The organism is Pseudomonas sp. BCA17 (assembly GCF_004519405.1).
Taxonomy (GTDB): domain Bacteria; phylum Pseudomonadota; class Gammaproteobacteria; order Pseudomonadales; family Pseudomonadaceae; genus Aquipseudomonas.
In genome coordinates this window covers 382,217-395,857 of record NZ_SGWI01000005.1, presented here as the reverse complement: position 1 = coordinate 395,857, position 13,641 = coordinate 382,217, and the positions used below count along the sequence as shown (strand labels likewise).

The window sequence follows — 13,641 nt, the reverse complement described above, 5'->3', positions numbered from 1 at the left end:
GAATTTCTCGGTGACCGGGTTTAGTAGCCCATGTTCGGACTTCTCAGTGCACAAGCCCAAGCGAAATGTTTGATGGCGGCTGTGCGTAGGGCACCCTTGGGTGCGCCGGCTTTGGAGTCCACCGGTCTACTAACCTGCGTACAGCTGCCACCCTCGTTTAGTAGCGAAGAGGCGGTGGCCAATTCCTGGACTATCCAATGATCAAAGAAATCGATACGCCGCCAACCACCCTCTTCACCCTCATCCCCGATGTCCCGACCGAAACCCTGCTGATCAACAGCTACGAAACCCTGTGCTCCGTCAGCACCTTGCTGCTTGACCTGTCCGATGACCTTGAAGGCAAACACCGCGATGTCGCCCTGGCCATCCACCAGCTCAGCGAGCTGAGTGTGTTGCTGGTGGGCAAAGCCATGGATCAGCACACGCCCCGCTACTGACACGCCCTCCGCAGGAGTGAGCTTGCGTGGCGAGGGAGCTTGCTCCCGCTGGAGTGCGAAGCACTCCCAGACCGGTTGACGAAGTGTATCTGACCCATATCGATCGCACGGTTTGGGGCCGCTTCGCAGCCCAGCGGGAGCAAGCTCCCTCGCCACGACAAGCTCGCCCCTACAGGGCATTGCTTACAAATTGTTTCGTCGTGCTAGATTGGCCACTCTCCACTGCAAGGGAAGCACCATGGGACACTCACTGAAAATCCTCGGCCGCACGTCCTCCATCAACGTGCGCAAAGTACTGTGGACCTGCCAGGAACTGGGCATCGACTACGTACGTGAAGACTGGGGCATTGGCTTCAAGCCCACTCAAGCCGCCGAATTCCTTGCCCTGAACCCCAACGCCCAGGTGCCGGTGCTGATCGATGACCACGGCGTGCTGTGGGAATCCAACACCATCTGCCGCTACCTCGTCGGCCTGTACCAACGTCACGACTTGCTTCCCGCCGAACCCGCGCCCCGATCCAAGGTGGAGCAATGGATGGACTGGCAAGCCACCGAACTCAATCCATCCTGGGGTTATGCGTTCCATGCGCTGGTGCGCAAAAACCCGGATTACCAGGACCCGCAGCGCCTGCGCGCCGGCGTGCAGGCGTGGAATGACAAAATGGGCTTACTGGAACAACAGCTGGCCAAAACCGGCGCCTACGTGGCCGGTGATGAATTCACCCTGGCCGATATCCTCGTCGGCCTGTCGGTGCACCGCTGGCGGAACGCGCCGCTGGACCACCCGCCTTACCCGGCGGTCGAGGCCTATTACCAGCGGCTCAGCCAACGCCCAGGCTTCCAGGCCTTTGCGCTCGACGGTCACAACTAAATCAATAACGCCATTACGCCCGGAACTGCGCCCATGCCCTCACCCTCCACCCTTGACGGCATCGACCCGATCCGAGCCGCCCACATCAGCGCACGCATTGACCGCCTGCCTGCCGTAGCCAGCGTCTGGCGCCTGGTGGCGTTGCTGTCGATCGGTGGCTTTTTCGAGCTGTATGACCTATTTCAGACCGCCTATATCAGTCCCGGCCTGATCAAGGACGGTTTGTTTGCTACCGGTAGCGGCGGTGTGTTCGGTTTTTCCGACCAGGCCGCGTTCGCCTCGGCGACCTTCCTGGGCCTGTTTCTCGGCGCCAGCCTGCTCAGCCCTATCGCTGACCGCTTCGGGCGGCGGGCAATCTTCACCTTTGCGTTGATCTGGTACACCGTCGCCACCGTGTTGATGGGCATTCAGACGTCTGCGCTGGGCATCATCTGCATGCGCTTTCTGGTGGGCATCGGTCTTGGCATCGAGCTGGTGACCATCGACGCCTACCTGTCGGAACTGGTGCCCAAACGCATGCGCAGTTCGGCGTTTGCCTTTGCGTTTTTTATCCAGTTCCTGTCAGTGCCGGCGGTGGCCTTGATGTCGTGGTGGCTGGTGCCCCAGGCGCCATTCGGCGTATCCGGTTGGCGCTGGGTGGTGTTGTCGAGCGCGGTGTTTGCGCTGTTTATCTGGTGGCTGCGCAAGCGCTTACCGGAATCGCCGCGCTGGCTCGCACAAAAAGGCCGCTTCGATGAAGCCGATACCATCATGCAGAGCCTGGAGGCACGCTGCCAGAAAGACCATGGCAAACCGCTGGACCAGCCCGAGCCGGAGGCCGTCAGCGTGCAGGGCAGCGGGCGCTTTACCGATATATGGCAACCGCCTTATCGCCGCCGTGCGTTGATGCTGATTGTGTTTCATGTGTTCCAGGCCATCGGCTTTTTTGGTTTCGGCAACTGGCTGCCGGCGCTGCTCTCGGGCCAGGGTGTCAGCGTGACCCACAGCCTGATGTACGCCTTCATCATCACCCTCGCCTACCCGCTGGGGCCCTTGCTGTTCGTGAAGGTGGCCAATCGCTTTGAAAACAAATGGCAGATCGTCGGCTCGGCCCTGGGCGCGATGATCTTCGGCAGCCTGTTCGCCCTGCAGACCACGGCGACAGGGCTGGTGCTCTGCGGGGTGATGATCACCTTCTGCAATGCATGGCTGAGCTTCAGCTATCACTCCTACCAGAGCGAACTGTTCCCGACCAACATCCGCGCACGGGCAGTGGGCTTCTGTTATTCGTTCAGCCGCTTGTCGACGGTGTTCAGCAGCCTGTTGATCGGTTTTATCCTCGAACACCTGGGCACACCGGGGGTGCTCGCGTTTATCGCCAGCAGCATGCTGATCGTGATGATCACCATCGGTTGGTTCGGCCCACGTACACGTAACCTGGCGCTGGAGAATATTGCTCACTGACGGCAACGATTGGCCGCCGGCGGGACAATGTTTGCCGCGACGACCGCTCCCTCCTCAATAAAATCGGGGGATCAGCCCCCGGCACACTATTTGCTCCAGCTGTGGCACCGAACATTTCCACAGGTGAGCGATCATGCTGGTTAACAACAACACCCAAGCCGTGTCGACGATCCAACACATCAAGCGTCCCGACATGGACCCCGCCAACGCTGCCGCCAGCACGCTGTACAGCGGCGCCCTGCAAACGGCGCAGCAAAGCGTCACGGTGCCGGCCGCGCAGAAGGACCTGGACAAGGCCAACGATCGTATCGACGAAGCCTTCGCCAAGACCCGCGTGCAGTTGCAGGCCTCTACGACAGCGACGAGCGCGACGTCTGACGTGCCGGCTACCGGGTCGACCGGCAAGACCGCCCGTGAAGACTTCACCGACTACATGAGCAAATCGCCAGCCGAACGCATTCGCGACCAACTGCTCAAGGAGCAGGGTTTGACTGAAGAGGATGTGCAGAAGCTGCCGCAGGAAAAGCAGGACGCGATTTCCAAGGAAGTGGCTGAGCGCCTCAAGCAGCAACAGGACCAGCAGGTAGCGGCAAAAACCGTCGATCCGCAGGTGCAGGCGGTAAAAGAAACCCTGGCCGCGATCTAAGCCACAGCGTAGGGAAATGTGAGAGCAGCGAGGCAGGAGCTGGCACTGTGCAAGGCCATTAATCAGCCAGTATTTTTAACAATGCCTGGGCAGCGACGCCGGGCCCATGGTTCGGCGAACCCACCAGGCAGAACTCGCGGTGTACAGGGGTACTGAGCGGCATCACGCGCAGCCCTTGGCGTTGAACCGGCAGGGTCATTTCCGGCACCAGCGTGACACCAATGCCTTCGCGCACCAGGCTGAAGGCACTGTTCCATTCGCGCACTTCCACGCGGACATCCCGCAGCACCAACCCGGCGTCAGCGCTCAGGCTCCTGGCGTTGGCGGTGCAACCGCCGGTGGCGAGTACGAAGGGTTGTTCCAACAACTCCGCCAATGTCACTGCAGACCCGGCCGGGCGCTGGGCCAGTGCATGCTGCGCGGGCACCACCGCTACCCAATTGTCGCGTCCCAACACTGTGGCATTGCGCCCGGGCTTGGGGTTGAGCACCACGCCCAGGTCGATCAGATCGGCATCCAGCAGGGTCTCCACTTCGTTATCGGTGACTTGCAGCGTGGTGACCTCAATGCCGGGATACAGTTGCTTGAAACGCTGCAACAACGGGCGGAGAAAGGTATCCAGCACGAAGGGAAAGCTGGCGATGCGCAACGTCCCGCGCAACATGGGCCTGGCCTCATCAACAGTGCTGCGAATGGCCTGCAGCGCGCCCATCATGACTCGCGCCTGTTCGATCACATTCAGCCCCAGGGCAGTGGGCAGGGTCTTGCGCGGCTCACGGGTAAACAGTTGCGCACCCAATGTCGCTTCCATTCCAGCCATGGCCTGGCTGGCGGCGGACTGGGTCATGCCCACGCACTCGGCAGCGGCGGTGATGCTGCCATGGTCGGCGACGGCTACCAGCAAGCGCCAGTGCATCAGGTTCATCATGACAGTAGCTGTCCTTATGGCAGGGGTCTGAAGGTTTAATTTTACGCACGGTGCCATGCCCGAGAAACTGGCGCAAATTCCATGGAGCTGTCCCTGATGAAATTGTATTACGCGCCCAACGCCTGCTCACTTGCCCCCCATATCGTATTGCGTGAATTGGCGCTGCCGTTCGAGTTGGTTCGGGTCGACAACAAGGCCAAGACCACCGCCAAGGGCGAGGACTTCCTGCAGATCAATCCCAAGGGCTACGTCGCCGCGCTGCAACTGGACAACGGCCAGGTACTGACTGAAGCCAGTGCGATCCTGCAATACCTGGCCGACCTGAAACCCGCAGCCGGCCTGGCCCCGGCCAATGGCAGCTGGGAGCGCGTGCGTTTGCAGGAATGGTTGAACTTTGTCGCCAGCGAAATCCATGGCGGGCTGGGGGTGTTCTTCAACAGCGCGATCCCGGATGACGTGAAGGCGCTGTTCAAGGCCACGCTGTTCAAGCGCTTTGCGATCCTGGTGCAGACCCTGGAGCGTCAGGATTACCTGCTGGGTTCGCAATTCTCGGTCGCCGATGCCTACCTGTTCGTGGTGCTGCGTTGGGCCGCCTTCCACGCTATCGACCTGGCTGAGTGGCCGGCACTGGATGCGTTTATGCAGCGGGTGGGGCAGCGCCCAGAGGTCGCCGCCGCAATGGCGGTCGAGAATCCATAAGTTGAAGTGAAGGTACTCACGCCAGCACCTCCACCGAGCCTGTGCGATCCAGATCCAGATCGGCTACCTGGCTGCGCATCGCCTCGTGGAGTTGCCGAGTGCCCTGCCCGATGTAGATCGTTGCAGGGTCATGGCGCCTTGAAGACAGCTTGCTGTACGTCGACCTTTTTCGGGATCAGGCCATTGGCAAAGAACAGGTCGGCGGTGCGTTGCTGGTTGCCGATGTCCACGGCTTGCAGCGGACGAATCGGCGCAGGCGAGCGGTGTTCGAAATAGCTTTTGACCACCGCCGGTTGCAGGCCCAGGGTCTTGGCCATTAACGCGATGCTCTCCTCAGGTTGGTCGAGGGACAGGCGCTGCGCCTTGGCCAGTGTCTTGATGATCGCATCGACGGACTGCGGGTATTGCTTGGCAAACGGGCTGCTGACCACGAAGAAACTGCCCGCCGGGTTGAGACCCTGGCCGTCGCCCAGCACACGGGCGGCCCCGTCGATCACGGCGGCGGAGTAGTACGGATCCCAAACCACCCACGCGTCGACCTTGCCTTGTTCAAACGCAGCGCGCCCGTCGGATGGCGAAAGGTACACCACGTTCACATCCTTCCATTGCAAGCCCGCGCGCAGCAGGCTTTTGAGGAACAGGTTGTGGGCACTGGAGCCCTTGAGCAGCGCTACGCGCTTGCCCTTGAGCTCCGCCACGCTCTGCACACTGCTGGCCTTGGGTACCAGCACCGCTTCGGTCTTGCCCTCGTTGGGCTCCACCGCAAAGTACTGCAAGTCGATGCCGGCCGCCTGGGCGAAGATCGGCGGGATGTCGCCGATGTTGCCTATGTCCAGGCTGCCGCCGTTGAGCGCTTCGATCAGCGGTGGGCCGCCGAGGAATTCGGTCCACTGCACCTGCGTGCCGGGCAGCGCTTCTTCGAAGAGTTTGTGCTCACGGGCCAGCACCATGCTCACGGAGCTTTTCTGGTAACCGATGCGCAAGGTGGAAGGGTCGGCCGCCAGCACTTGGCCGGCCACCAGCGAAAGAACCACGGCAGCGAAGACTTTAAGCATCAGAGCGCCCCCTTGACCTTGGCCGCCACATCCGCCGGCACCCATTGCTGCCATACCTGTGGATGGTCCTTGAGGAACGCTTGAGCCACCTGACGTGGCGGTGTGCGCTTCTCGCTCATTTCACCGAGGATGCCGTTGAGCAAATCAATGGGTAGGTCGACCTTTTCAAACACGCTCACCAGTTGCGGATACTGCGCTTTGAAGGGTGCCGACACGCCAATCGCCAAGCGGGCCGGCATCGAGCGGGTACCGATGGGGTTCGGGTTTTTCGCGTCGGACAGGGTTTTCCAGGCTTCGGCGTTGAACGGCGGTTCCTCCAGCTTGACCAGCTTGAAACGGCCCAGCAGCGGTGTCGGCGACCAGTAGTAGAACAACACCGGCTTGCCACGACGGATCGACGACGCGACTTCCGCATCCAGCGCCGCGCCGGAGCCGCTGCGGAAGTTGACGAAACTGTCGGTCAGTTTGTAAGCCTTGAGTTTCTGGCTGTTGACGATCTCCGAGGTCCAGCCGGTAGGGCTGTTGAGGAAGCGCCCACGGGTCGGGTCTTCAGGGTCGCGGAACACGTCCTTGTAGCGCGGCAGGTCGGCCACCGACTTCAGGTCCGGCGCCAGGGGTTTGATACCGCGCTCGGCATCGCCCTTGATCACGAACTCCGGCACCCACCAGCCTTCGGTGGCACCTTTTACGGTGTCGCCAAGGCCGAACACTTTGCCTTCGTTTTCCGCCTTGACCCACGCCGGGCTGCGCCCGGCCCACTCTTCACCGATCACTTGGATATCATCCTTGGCCAGGGCGGCTTCCAGGCTGACGGTACTGCCGGGCAAGGTGTCGGTGGGCAGGCCATAGCCTTTCTCGACGATCAGGCGCAGCACCTCGGTGATCAGGCTGCCGCTTTCCCAGGTGATGTCACCGAAATGGATGGGTTTGACGGTTTCGGCGGCCGTTGTTGGCTGCGATAAAGCGGCCAGTGCCAGCAGCGAGCCACCCAGCAGGGTTTTAAGTCTTTTCATGCAGAACCTCGTGGCTAATCATTTCCTGGAACACAGAAGACCCAGTGTAGGAACGGGCTTGCCCGCTCCCACACTTGATCTCTGCTGTATTCAAGAGGGGTTAAAAGTCATAACTGAGCCGCGTGTGGTGGAACCGCAGGCAGCGATTGAAGGCACGGGTCATGTAGTCGCTGACCGAGCGCCGGGAAATCCCCAGCTCGGTGGCGATTTCCGGGTAGGTCAGGCCATTGAGCTGCGACAGTAGAAAGGTCGCCTTGACCTTGGCCGGCAAGCCGTCGAGCAATTGGTCGATGGCTTGCAGCGCCTCGAGCATCTGCGCCAGCTCTTGCGCAGACGGCGCGCTGCAGGTTTCTTCGCTGTCGAGCGCTTCAAGGTAGGCGCGCTCCAGGTCACGGCGGCGCCACAGCTGGTACATCAGGCGCTGGGCGATAGTGGTAAGCAACGCGCGAGGCTGGCGGATGGGGCCTGCACCCGGCGCACTCAGCAACTGGACAAAGGTATCGGCGGCAATGTCTTCGGCGTGGGCGCGCGAATCGAGGTGACGGTGCAGACGGTTGCACAGCCAGTCGTAATGACTGCGGAACAATCCGCCCACGTAATCGCGGTGAGTAGTGTCGGCGCCGGACATAGTGGCTCCATCTGGGTAGGTTGCACGTTATGTCCGGTGTTCCGGTGAAGCGATCCTAGCAAGGCTGCTTATTCTTTAATAATATTTAAAAGGTATTTTTATATAACCTTATCGAAGCTCAGCGTAGCCGACGCTGACGGCCTGTTGCTGGTAGTCCAAAAGTGTTTTGTAGTCGTCTTCGCTGGCGGCAAGCACCTCCTGCAGGCCCAGTGTTTCGGCCACCTGGGGTAAATCATGCAGCGCCTGGTTCATTGCCTGACGGATCTGAATAACCTGTTCATCGCTCAAGCCCAATGGACCGATATAGGGCAAAGTCGGGCTCGGCGCGCTGCGGGTCACGATGCGCAGCCCCGCCACTTCCTGCGGCGCAAAGCGGGCAAGGTAGTCGTAGGTGACGCTGTCGACGGCGGCGAGGTCGGCGCGATCTTCCCGCAGCCGGCGCAGGCTCTCGCGGTGGGCGCCGCTGATGTCCACGCTGGCGAAGAAACGCCCATTGCGCTGCAGCGGTGCCAGGCGTTGGCGCAGCAGGTTCATGCCGCTGTTGGAGTCGTGGCCGTTGATCACGCCACGGCTGTCGTAAAAGTCCGCCAACGTGTGGCGCGGGTTGTCGTCCCGGGTCAGCAGAAGGCTGCAGTGTTCGCCCTGACTGCTGTGGGGCAACTCATAGCGGGGGCGGCCGATCACACGGACATGGCCGCGCAATTGCGTCATCAGTGGATAGCCGCAGGTTTGAGTCACCAGCAACTCGGGCGCGAGCCACAGGCCGGGCAAGTCCAGGTGATCGGCATTGAGACGGCGCAGCCCCAGGCGTTCGAGGATGCGCGTCAGCCATTCGTGGCTGGCCTGCCGGATCGGCTCGGGCGCGACATACATCAACAGCTCGGCATAGTGGTCACTCATGGTCAGCTCTCACGCAAAAGGGTGCCGGGGACTGTCGATGGCCTTGAGACCGTGGCGGCTGATCAACTGGCCGTAGCCTTGCACCAGGAAACCACCGCTGCGCGCCACCCACTGCTTGCGCCGGGCGCGGTAGACCGTGGGCAGCAAGTACCAGGGCAATTTGGGCAGGTCGTGGTGCACCAGGTGCAGGTTGTTGTTGAGAAACAGCCAGGTCCACGGCCAGGATGCTTCGTTGAGCACAGTGCGTTGCTCCGGTTGCGGGTGCGGGCGATGTTCATAGTAGGAACGAATCGACGCCAGGGACAAGGCCGGTACGCTGACCAGCAGCAGGTAGTGCCACACCGACAGCGCGCTGCAGTGGGCGACGAAACTCAGCATCAGCACGGTAACCACGCCGTGGGCCAGCCACATCGACCAGACCTGGGGCAGGCGCCGACACTCGTGGCGGGCCAGACGGCCAATCGCCAAGGGCGCTGCCAGCAGGAAGCGGCCGAGCACGGTCTTGGTCAGCCAATGCACACCACGTTCGAACAGTGAGCTGTTGTCCCATTGCTGCTGGTTAAGGTAGCGGCTTTCCGGGTCGATACCTGGCAACGTCAGGTCTTCATCGTTGTGGTGCAGCAAGTGGCTGTCGCGATACAGCGTGTAGGGGTACCACACGGCGAATGGCGCATAGCCGAGGATTTTATTGAACAGCGCCGAACGGGTGGGATGGCCATGCAGCAGTTCATGTTGCACCGACAGCCACAACGTCACGATCGGGATCAGCAACAGCGTGCTCAACCACACGCCCAACCAGCGGCTGCCAAGTATCACGGCGAACCAGCCGGCGTACACGCCGATCAACAGCAGCCAGGTCGGCCATTCGGTTCTTGCAGTAAAGGTCGTGGCCAGGGCTTCGATTTCCCGGCGTTGGATCGGATCAAGGTAATTGGCCATCGGCAGCTCACAGCAGGTGTTTCCTGCTCTGTGCAACGAGGCGCGAAAATCTTGCAGATCGTTTGGTGCTTAGCTTAGAAGCACATGCATCAACCGCTACAATGGCCGCCCTCGCCCTCTCACTGGTTTGAACATGCTTATCCAATTGCTGGCAGAACCCCTGTGGCCCCTGCTGAACAAGTTTTATCGCAGCCACAATTCATCGATGAAGGCGCTCAAGGGCGGGCGCCTATGGGTGGCGCGGGAGAGCGAAATCATCGCCGGCTTGTGCCTGACACCAGTGGTCGGTGGGCAATGGCTGACCGGTGTGTTCGTGGACCCGGCGTATCGTGGCCAGGGGTTGGCGGCGAAGCTGATTCTTCAAGCGGTGGCGGCTTGCGAAGGCACTGTGTGGTTGCTGTGTCATCCGGACCTCGAAGGGTTTTATCAACGCATGGGGTTCACCCAGGACACGCTGCTGCCGCAGTCCCTCAGCGAACGGCTGGTGCGCTACAAGCGCAACAAACCGATGATCGCGATGGGCTTAGATCGTTTGGTGAGGTCGACCTCGAATAATGTGTGATCAGTGCATGCAGGGCCCGTGCTAGCCTCGGCGGCACAGTGGCCCTTCACAGGATGATCATGAAAACGACGCTTGCAATTCTTACCCTCACCGCCCTCCTCTTGCCGGTGGTGAGCCAGGCAGCCGATGCTCAGATCAGTGCCCGGCAATATTCCAGCGTACTCGCCGGCAGTTGGCGCGACCCGGCCAACAGCGCGCGCGACGGCTATCGCCATCCTCAGCAGACCCTGGAGTTCTTCGGCTTACGCGCCAACCAGAGGGTGATCGAAATCACCCCGGGGGGCGGCTGGTACAGCGAAGTGCTGGCGCCGCTGCTCAAGGATCACGGGCAGTACATCGCAGCCGTACAGGCGGCGAGCAGCAGTGCCTATGCGCGCATATCCGAAGAAAACCTGAAGAAGAAATTCACAGCCGACCCAGCACGCTACGGCAAGGCCGCGGTGGTCGAGTTCGACCCCAAGGCACCGGTCTTCGGCAAACCAGCCTCGGCCGATGCGGTGCTGACCTTTCGCAATGTGCATAACTGGGTAGCGGCCGACACGGCGGCAGCGACCTTCAGTGCGTTCTATAACGTGCTGAAACCGGGCGGTGTGCTGGGTGTGGAGGATCACCGGGCCAAGGATGGAGCGGACCTGGAGGCGATCAAGAACAGTGGTTACCTGACGACCGCACAGGTGGTGAAGCTGGCGACAGATGCCGGGTTCCAACTGGCGGGGCAAAGTGAAGTGAATGCCAACCCGAAGGACACCAAGGACTACCCCGATGGCGTGTGGACCTTGCCGCCGACGTTGAAATTGGGCGAGCAGGACAAAGCCAGGTATCTGGCGATCGGGGAGTCGGATCGGATGACGTTGCGGTTCGTCAAACCCACCAAATAATCCGACTTGAGAGGCCATGCATGTGGGAGGCGGCCCCTCCCACAAGTTGATCTCAACGAGGCTGCCGTCAGTCGTCGGCTGCGGGGTCCATCTCAGGAAACATCACCTCGATAAAACCGAATTTGCTGAAGTCGGTAATCCGAGACGGGTAAAGCCGACCGATCAGGTGATCGCATTCATGCTGCACCACCCGCGCGTGGAATCCGTCGGCAAACCGCACAATCGGCTCGCCCTTGGGGTCGAAACCTTCGTAGCGAATCTGTTGGTAACGGTTCACCGCACCACGCAGGCCAGGTACGGACAGGCAGCCTTCATAACCTTCTTCCAGAACCGGGCTGAGCGGTGTAATCAACGGATTGATCAGGATGGTCTGCGGCACCGGCGGCGCGTCCGGGTAGCGTTCACTGGCCTCGAAACCAAAGATCACCAGTTGCAGATCAACGCCAATCTGCGGCGCGGCCAGGCCGACACCGCCAACGTGTTCCATGGTCTGGAACATGTCATCGATCAGTTGCCACAGCTCGGGGCTGTCGAACATTTCCGGCGGAACCGGTTGCGCGATACGCAGCAGGCGCTCGTCGCCCATTTTCAGGATTTCACGGATCATCGATCAGACTTCGTCAGTAGTGGGTTTGGAGTGGTCCCGGCCCAGGCCTGAGACATGCTGTTTTTCATCCGTGTGAGTCTGTCCATCGAACTGCTTTTCTCCAGGATCCTTGCCTTCGGCCGACATGTGCTCGATCACCGCGTTCATCTCCGCGCCCAGCAATAGCACGGCGGCAGAAATGTAGAAGTACAGGAGCAGGACGATGATCGCACCGATACTGCCATACATGGCGTTGTAGTCGGCGAAGGTTTTCACGTAATAGCCGAAGCCCAGCGAAGCGACAATCCACACCACGACGGCCAGTACCGAGCCTGGGGTGATGAAACGAAATTTCTGCTGCACATCGGGCATCACGTAATACATGAGGGCCACGGCGAACATCAGCAGGATCACGATCACCGGCCAGCGCAGGATGGTCCACAGGGTGACCACGAACTCCTCCATGCCGATCTGCCCGGCGACCCACTCCATCACTTGCGGGCCCAGCACCATCAACGCGGCGGCAGCGAGGAGCATGCCGGCGATACCAACGGTGTAGAGAATCGACAGAGGGAAACGCTTCCAGATCGGCCGGCCTTCGACAACGTCGTAGGCGGCGTTCATCGCGCTCATCATCAGGCGCACGCCGGCCGAGGCGGTCCACAAGGCGATTACGATACCCACCGAGAGCAAGCCACCCTTGGACTGCTGCAACTGGTCGATCACCGGGTTGACCTGCTCCAGCGCCTGGGGCGGCAAGACCAGCTCCGACTGCAGGCGCAGCCAGCTGAAGAAGTCCGGCAGGTGCAGGAAACCGATCAGGGCTATCAGGAACAGCAGGAAGGGGAACAGTGAAAACAGCATCTGATAGGCCAGTGCCGAGGCGTACGTGGGCATTTCGTCATCGACGAATTCCGTCACGGTGCGCACCAGCACTTTGTGGAGCTTGAGACCATTTAGTACCGGAAAAATCATAGCGTCTCCTTTCGCCGCAAAAAGTTGAGTTCGTGGGCGACTCAGGGGCCGTTTTCTACATCAAGGTAGCCCATTTGGCGACCCTGAAACAATTTCGAAACTTTAAACGCATCACGTGACACAAAAACGGCCATCCGTGGATGGCCGTCGAGCTGCGATAACCCGCCAGCGATTCAAGACTACTTGGTCGCTTTCTTGACCGCGTCCTTGGTATCACCGACGGCTTTTTCGACCTGGCCTTTCTTTTCCTGCACGACGCCTTCAGCGCGCAGTTTGTCGTTGCCGGTGACCTTGCCGACGCCTTGCTTGACGTTGCCGACGACCTCGTCTTTCAAACCTTTTGCCTTATCCGATGTGCTGCTCATGGTATTTCTCCGAAGAACAATCAGGTGTTTTGGGCATTGCCTGAAGATTGACCCGAAGCGGTACGGCAGAGTTTCAATTATTTTTCGATGCGCATTTCATCGAAAGCGGCAGGTTTGACTTTATGTTTTGCGACCAACCCACGAGAATGCCCGGCACATTCAGGCTATAACGCTGAATAACAGATCCCGTAGGAAGGTTATGAAACTCAATAAAGCACAGGCCATCGCCCGCCGAAACACCGAACTGGGCGGTGCCGTACTCGGCGTCAACAACTGTCACTTCACCGACCTGGACCGCAAGCGCAACATCTGGTGGTTCGACCTGCCGGTAGGCCGCATTGCCGTGGGCCAGTACGAGTGGATTCACCTGCTGATGCACAACGCCGAGACCGACCAGTTGCTGCACCTGAAGGTACCGACGGCGTTCCTGCGCGAGAAGCTCGAAGGGCTGGTGGTGCGCAACGCGGGCAAGCGCAAGCCGGAGATCACCCTGGAACTGAGCGCGGACAAGGATTCGTTCCTGAAGGATGTACGCCCGGCGGGTGCGGGTGTGAGCTTCGCGCAGTTCGCCTGCTAATGGCTCGCCATTTAAGTAAGGGCGCGTAAAAAAGCCATATTGTGCATATTTCCTCCACGGTAGTGGCTATATGCAATCAACGTAAACACGCATTACATTAAATAGCAGCCAATAAAAAACCCGTACTTCATCGAAGTAC

At 60.3% G+C, this 13,641-nt stretch carries 17 protein-coding genes; 8 read left to right on the top strand and 9 right to left on the bottom strand.

Features of this window, described 5'->3' with window-relative positions; translation table 11 throughout:
* Positions 1-197 precede the first annotated feature (197 nt).
* The 4 genes from EXW71_RS20415 (at position 198) to EXW71_RS20400 (ending at position 3,397) form a co-directional block, all read left to right on the top strand.
* A complete protein-coding gene (locus EXW71_RS20415; protein ID WP_134660065.1) occupies positions 198-437 on the top strand; it encodes a DUF6124 family protein in 240 nt (79 codons plus the stop codon).
* 238 nt (positions 438-675) lie between these two features.
* Positions 676-1,308 (top strand): glutathione S-transferase family protein, encoded by a 633-nt coding sequence (locus EXW71_RS20410; RefSeq protein ID WP_123715636.1) that lies wholly within the window; start codon positions 676-678, stop codon positions 1,306-1,308.
* Positions 1,309-1,341: 33 nt separating this feature from the next.
* Positions 1,342-2,751, top strand: a complete 1,410-nt coding sequence (locus EXW71_RS20405) for an MFS transporter (protein ID WP_134660066.1) — start codon at positions 1,342-1,344, stop codon at positions 2,749-2,751.
* 133 nt (positions 2,752-2,884) lie between these two features.
* Positions 2,885-3,397: a hypothetical protein gene (locus tag EXW71_RS20400; protein WP_123715638.1), complete on the top strand. Its 513-nt coding sequence runs from the start codon at positions 2,885-2,887 to the stop codon at positions 3,395-3,397.
* Positions 3,398-3,455: 58 nt separating this feature from the next.
* Here EXW71_RS20400 and EXW71_RS20395 read toward each other — a convergent pair whose 3' ends face one another.
* A complete protein-coding gene (locus tag EXW71_RS20395; protein ID WP_134660067.1) occupies positions 3,456-4,325 on the bottom strand; it encodes a LysR family transcriptional regulator in 870 nt (289 codons plus the stop codon).
* Between the two features lie 96 nt (positions 4,326-4,421).
* On the opposite strand from EXW71_RS20395, the gene gstA reads away from it, so the two are divergent.
* The gene (gene gstA, locus EXW71_RS20390) at positions 4,422-5,024 is read left to right on the top strand and encodes a glutathione transferase GstA (protein ID WP_134660068.1); all 603 of its coding nucleotides are present in this window, start codon (positions 4,422-4,424) and stop codon (positions 5,022-5,024) included.
* A gap of 128 nt (positions 5,025-5,152) precedes the next feature.
* On the opposite strand, the gene EXW71_RS20385 is transcribed toward gstA, so the two are convergent.
* The 5 genes from EXW71_RS20385 to EXW71_RS20365 all read right to left on the bottom strand — a co-directional run bounded on the left by EXW71_RS20385 (position 5,153) and on the right by EXW71_RS20365 (position 9,559).
* On the bottom strand, positions 5,153-6,079 hold the full coding sequence (locus EXW71_RS20385; protein WP_134660069.1) for an aliphatic sulfonate ABC transporter substrate-binding protein: 927 nt from the start codon (positions 6,077-6,079) through the stop codon (positions 5,153-5,155).
* Positions 6,079-7,092, bottom strand: coding sequence for an ABC transporter substrate-binding protein (locus tag EXW71_RS20380; RefSeq protein WP_134660070.1), 1,014 nt, complete (start codon positions 7,090-7,092; stop codon positions 6,079-6,081). Before EXW71_RS20380 ends, EXW71_RS20385 begins: the two co-directional genes overlap by 1 nt.
* A 100-nt stretch (positions 7,093-7,192) precedes the next feature.
* On the bottom strand, positions 7,193-7,720 hold the full coding sequence (locus EXW71_RS20375; protein ID WP_134660071.1) for a sigma-70 family RNA polymerase sigma factor: 528 nt from the start codon (positions 7,718-7,720) through the stop codon (positions 7,193-7,195).
* 108 nt (positions 7,721-7,828) lie between these two features.
* Positions 7,829-8,620 carry a phosphate/phosphite/phosphonate ABC transporter substrate-binding protein gene (locus EXW71_RS20370; RefSeq protein ID WP_134660072.1) on the bottom strand — a complete coding sequence of 264 codons (792 nt, stop codon included), beginning with the start codon at positions 8,618-8,620 and terminating at the stop codon, positions 7,829-7,831.
* Between the two features lie 9 nt (positions 8,621-8,629).
* Positions 8,630-9,559 (bottom strand): fatty acid desaturase, encoded by a 930-nt coding sequence (locus tag EXW71_RS20365; protein WP_134660073.1) that lies wholly within the window; start codon positions 9,557-9,559, stop codon positions 8,630-8,632.
* Between the two features lie 133 nt (positions 9,560-9,692).
* Between EXW71_RS20365 and EXW71_RS20360 the strand changes: the two genes are divergently transcribed.
* A complete protein-coding gene (locus EXW71_RS20360; RefSeq protein ID WP_134660074.1) occupies positions 9,693-10,121 on the top strand; it encodes a GNAT family N-acetyltransferase in 429 nt (142 codons plus the stop codon).
* A gap of 59 nt (positions 10,122-10,180) precedes the next feature.
* Positions 10,181-10,999 carry a class I SAM-dependent methyltransferase gene (locus tag EXW71_RS20355; protein WP_134660075.1) on the top strand — a complete coding sequence of 273 codons (819 nt, stop codon included), beginning with the start codon at positions 10,181-10,183 and terminating at the stop codon, positions 10,997-10,999.
* Between the two features lie 67 nt (positions 11,000-11,066).
* Here the strand turns inward: EXW71_RS20355 and def are convergent, their stop codons facing one another.
* From def to EXW71_RS20340, 3 genes are all read right to left on the bottom strand, one after another.
* A complete protein-coding gene (def, locus tag EXW71_RS20350) occupies positions 11,067-11,606 on the bottom strand; it encodes a peptide deformylase (protein ID WP_123715647.1) in 540 nt (179 codons plus the stop codon).
* A 3-nt stretch (positions 11,607-11,609) separates the two neighbouring features.
* Positions 11,610-12,560: a YihY/virulence factor BrkB family protein gene (locus EXW71_RS20345; protein WP_123715648.1), complete on the bottom strand. Its 951-nt coding sequence runs from the start codon at positions 12,558-12,560 to the stop codon at positions 11,610-11,612.
* A 179-nt stretch (positions 12,561-12,739) separates the two neighbouring features.
* Positions 12,740-12,925, bottom strand: a complete 186-nt coding sequence (locus tag EXW71_RS20340) for a CsbD family protein (protein WP_123715649.1) — start codon at positions 12,923-12,925, stop codon at positions 12,740-12,742.
* 199 nt (positions 12,926-13,124) lie between these two features.
* On the opposite strand from EXW71_RS20340, the gene EXW71_RS20335 reads away from it, so the two are divergent.
* Entirely contained in the window at positions 13,125-13,502 is a 378-nt protein-coding gene (locus EXW71_RS20335) for a hypothetical protein (protein ID WP_134660076.1), read from the top strand.
* Positions 13,503-13,641: the final 139 nt, after the last annotated feature.

Bases quoted from the DNA above. Each gene is read 5' to 3' on its own strand.
- EXW71_RS20415 (WP_134660065.1), top strand. From the start codon at position 198: ATGATCAAAGAAATCGATACGCCGCCAACCACCCTCTTCACCCTCATC.
- EXW71_RS20410 (WP_123715636.1), top strand. From the start codon at position 676: ATGGGACACTCACTGAAAATCCTCGGCCGCACGTCCTCCATCAACGTG.
- EXW71_RS20405 (WP_134660066.1), top strand. From the start codon at position 1,342: ATGCCCTCACCCTCCACCCTTGACGGCATCGACCCGATCCGAGCCGCC.
- EXW71_RS20400 (WP_123715638.1), top strand. From the start codon at position 2,885: ATGCTGGTTAACAACAACACCCAAGCCGTGTCGACGATCCAACACATC.
- EXW71_RS20395 (WP_134660067.1), bottom strand. From the start codon at position 4,325: ATGATGAACCTGATGCACTGGCGCTTGCTGGTAGCCGTCGCCGACCAT.
- gstA (WP_134660068.1), top strand. From the start codon at position 4,422: ATGAAATTGTATTACGCGCCCAACGCCTGCTCACTTGCCCCCCATATC.
- EXW71_RS20385 (WP_134660069.1), bottom strand. From the start codon at position 6,079: ATGCTTAAAGTCTTCGCTGCCGTGGTTCTTTCGCTGGTGGCCGGCCAA.
- EXW71_RS20380 (WP_134660070.1), bottom strand. From the start codon at position 7,092: ATGAAAAGACTTAAAACCCTGCTGGGTGGCTCGCTGCTGGCACTGGCC.
- EXW71_RS20375 (WP_134660071.1), bottom strand. From the start codon at position 7,720: ATGTCCGGCGCCGACACTACTCACCGCGATTACGTGGGCGGATTGTTC.
- EXW71_RS20370 (WP_134660072.1), bottom strand. From the start codon at position 8,620: ATGAGTGACCACTATGCCGAGCTGTTGATGTATGTCGCGCCCGAGCCG.
- EXW71_RS20365 (WP_134660073.1), bottom strand. From the start codon at position 9,559: ATGGCCAATTACCTTGATCCGATCCAACGCCGGGAAATCGAAGCCCTG.
- EXW71_RS20360 (WP_134660074.1), top strand. From the start codon at position 9,693: ATGCTTATCCAATTGCTGGCAGAACCCCTGTGGCCCCTGCTGAACAAG.
- EXW71_RS20355 (WP_134660075.1), top strand. From the start codon at position 10,181: ATGAAAACGACGCTTGCAATTCTTACCCTCACCGCCCTCCTCTTGCCG.
- def (WP_123715647.1), bottom strand. From the start codon at position 11,606: ATGATCCGTGAAATCCTGAAAATGGGCGACGAGCGCCTGCTGCGTATC.
- EXW71_RS20345 (WP_123715648.1), bottom strand. From the start codon at position 12,560: ATGATTTTTCCGGTACTAAATGGTCTCAAGCTCCACAAAGTGCTGGTG.
- EXW71_RS20340 (WP_123715649.1), bottom strand. From the start codon at position 12,925: ATGAGCAGCACATCGGATAAGGCAAAAGGTTTGAAAGACGAGGTCGTC.
- EXW71_RS20335 (WP_134660076.1), top strand. From the start codon at position 13,125: ATGAAACTCAATAAAGCACAGGCCATCGCCCGCCGAAACACCGAACTG.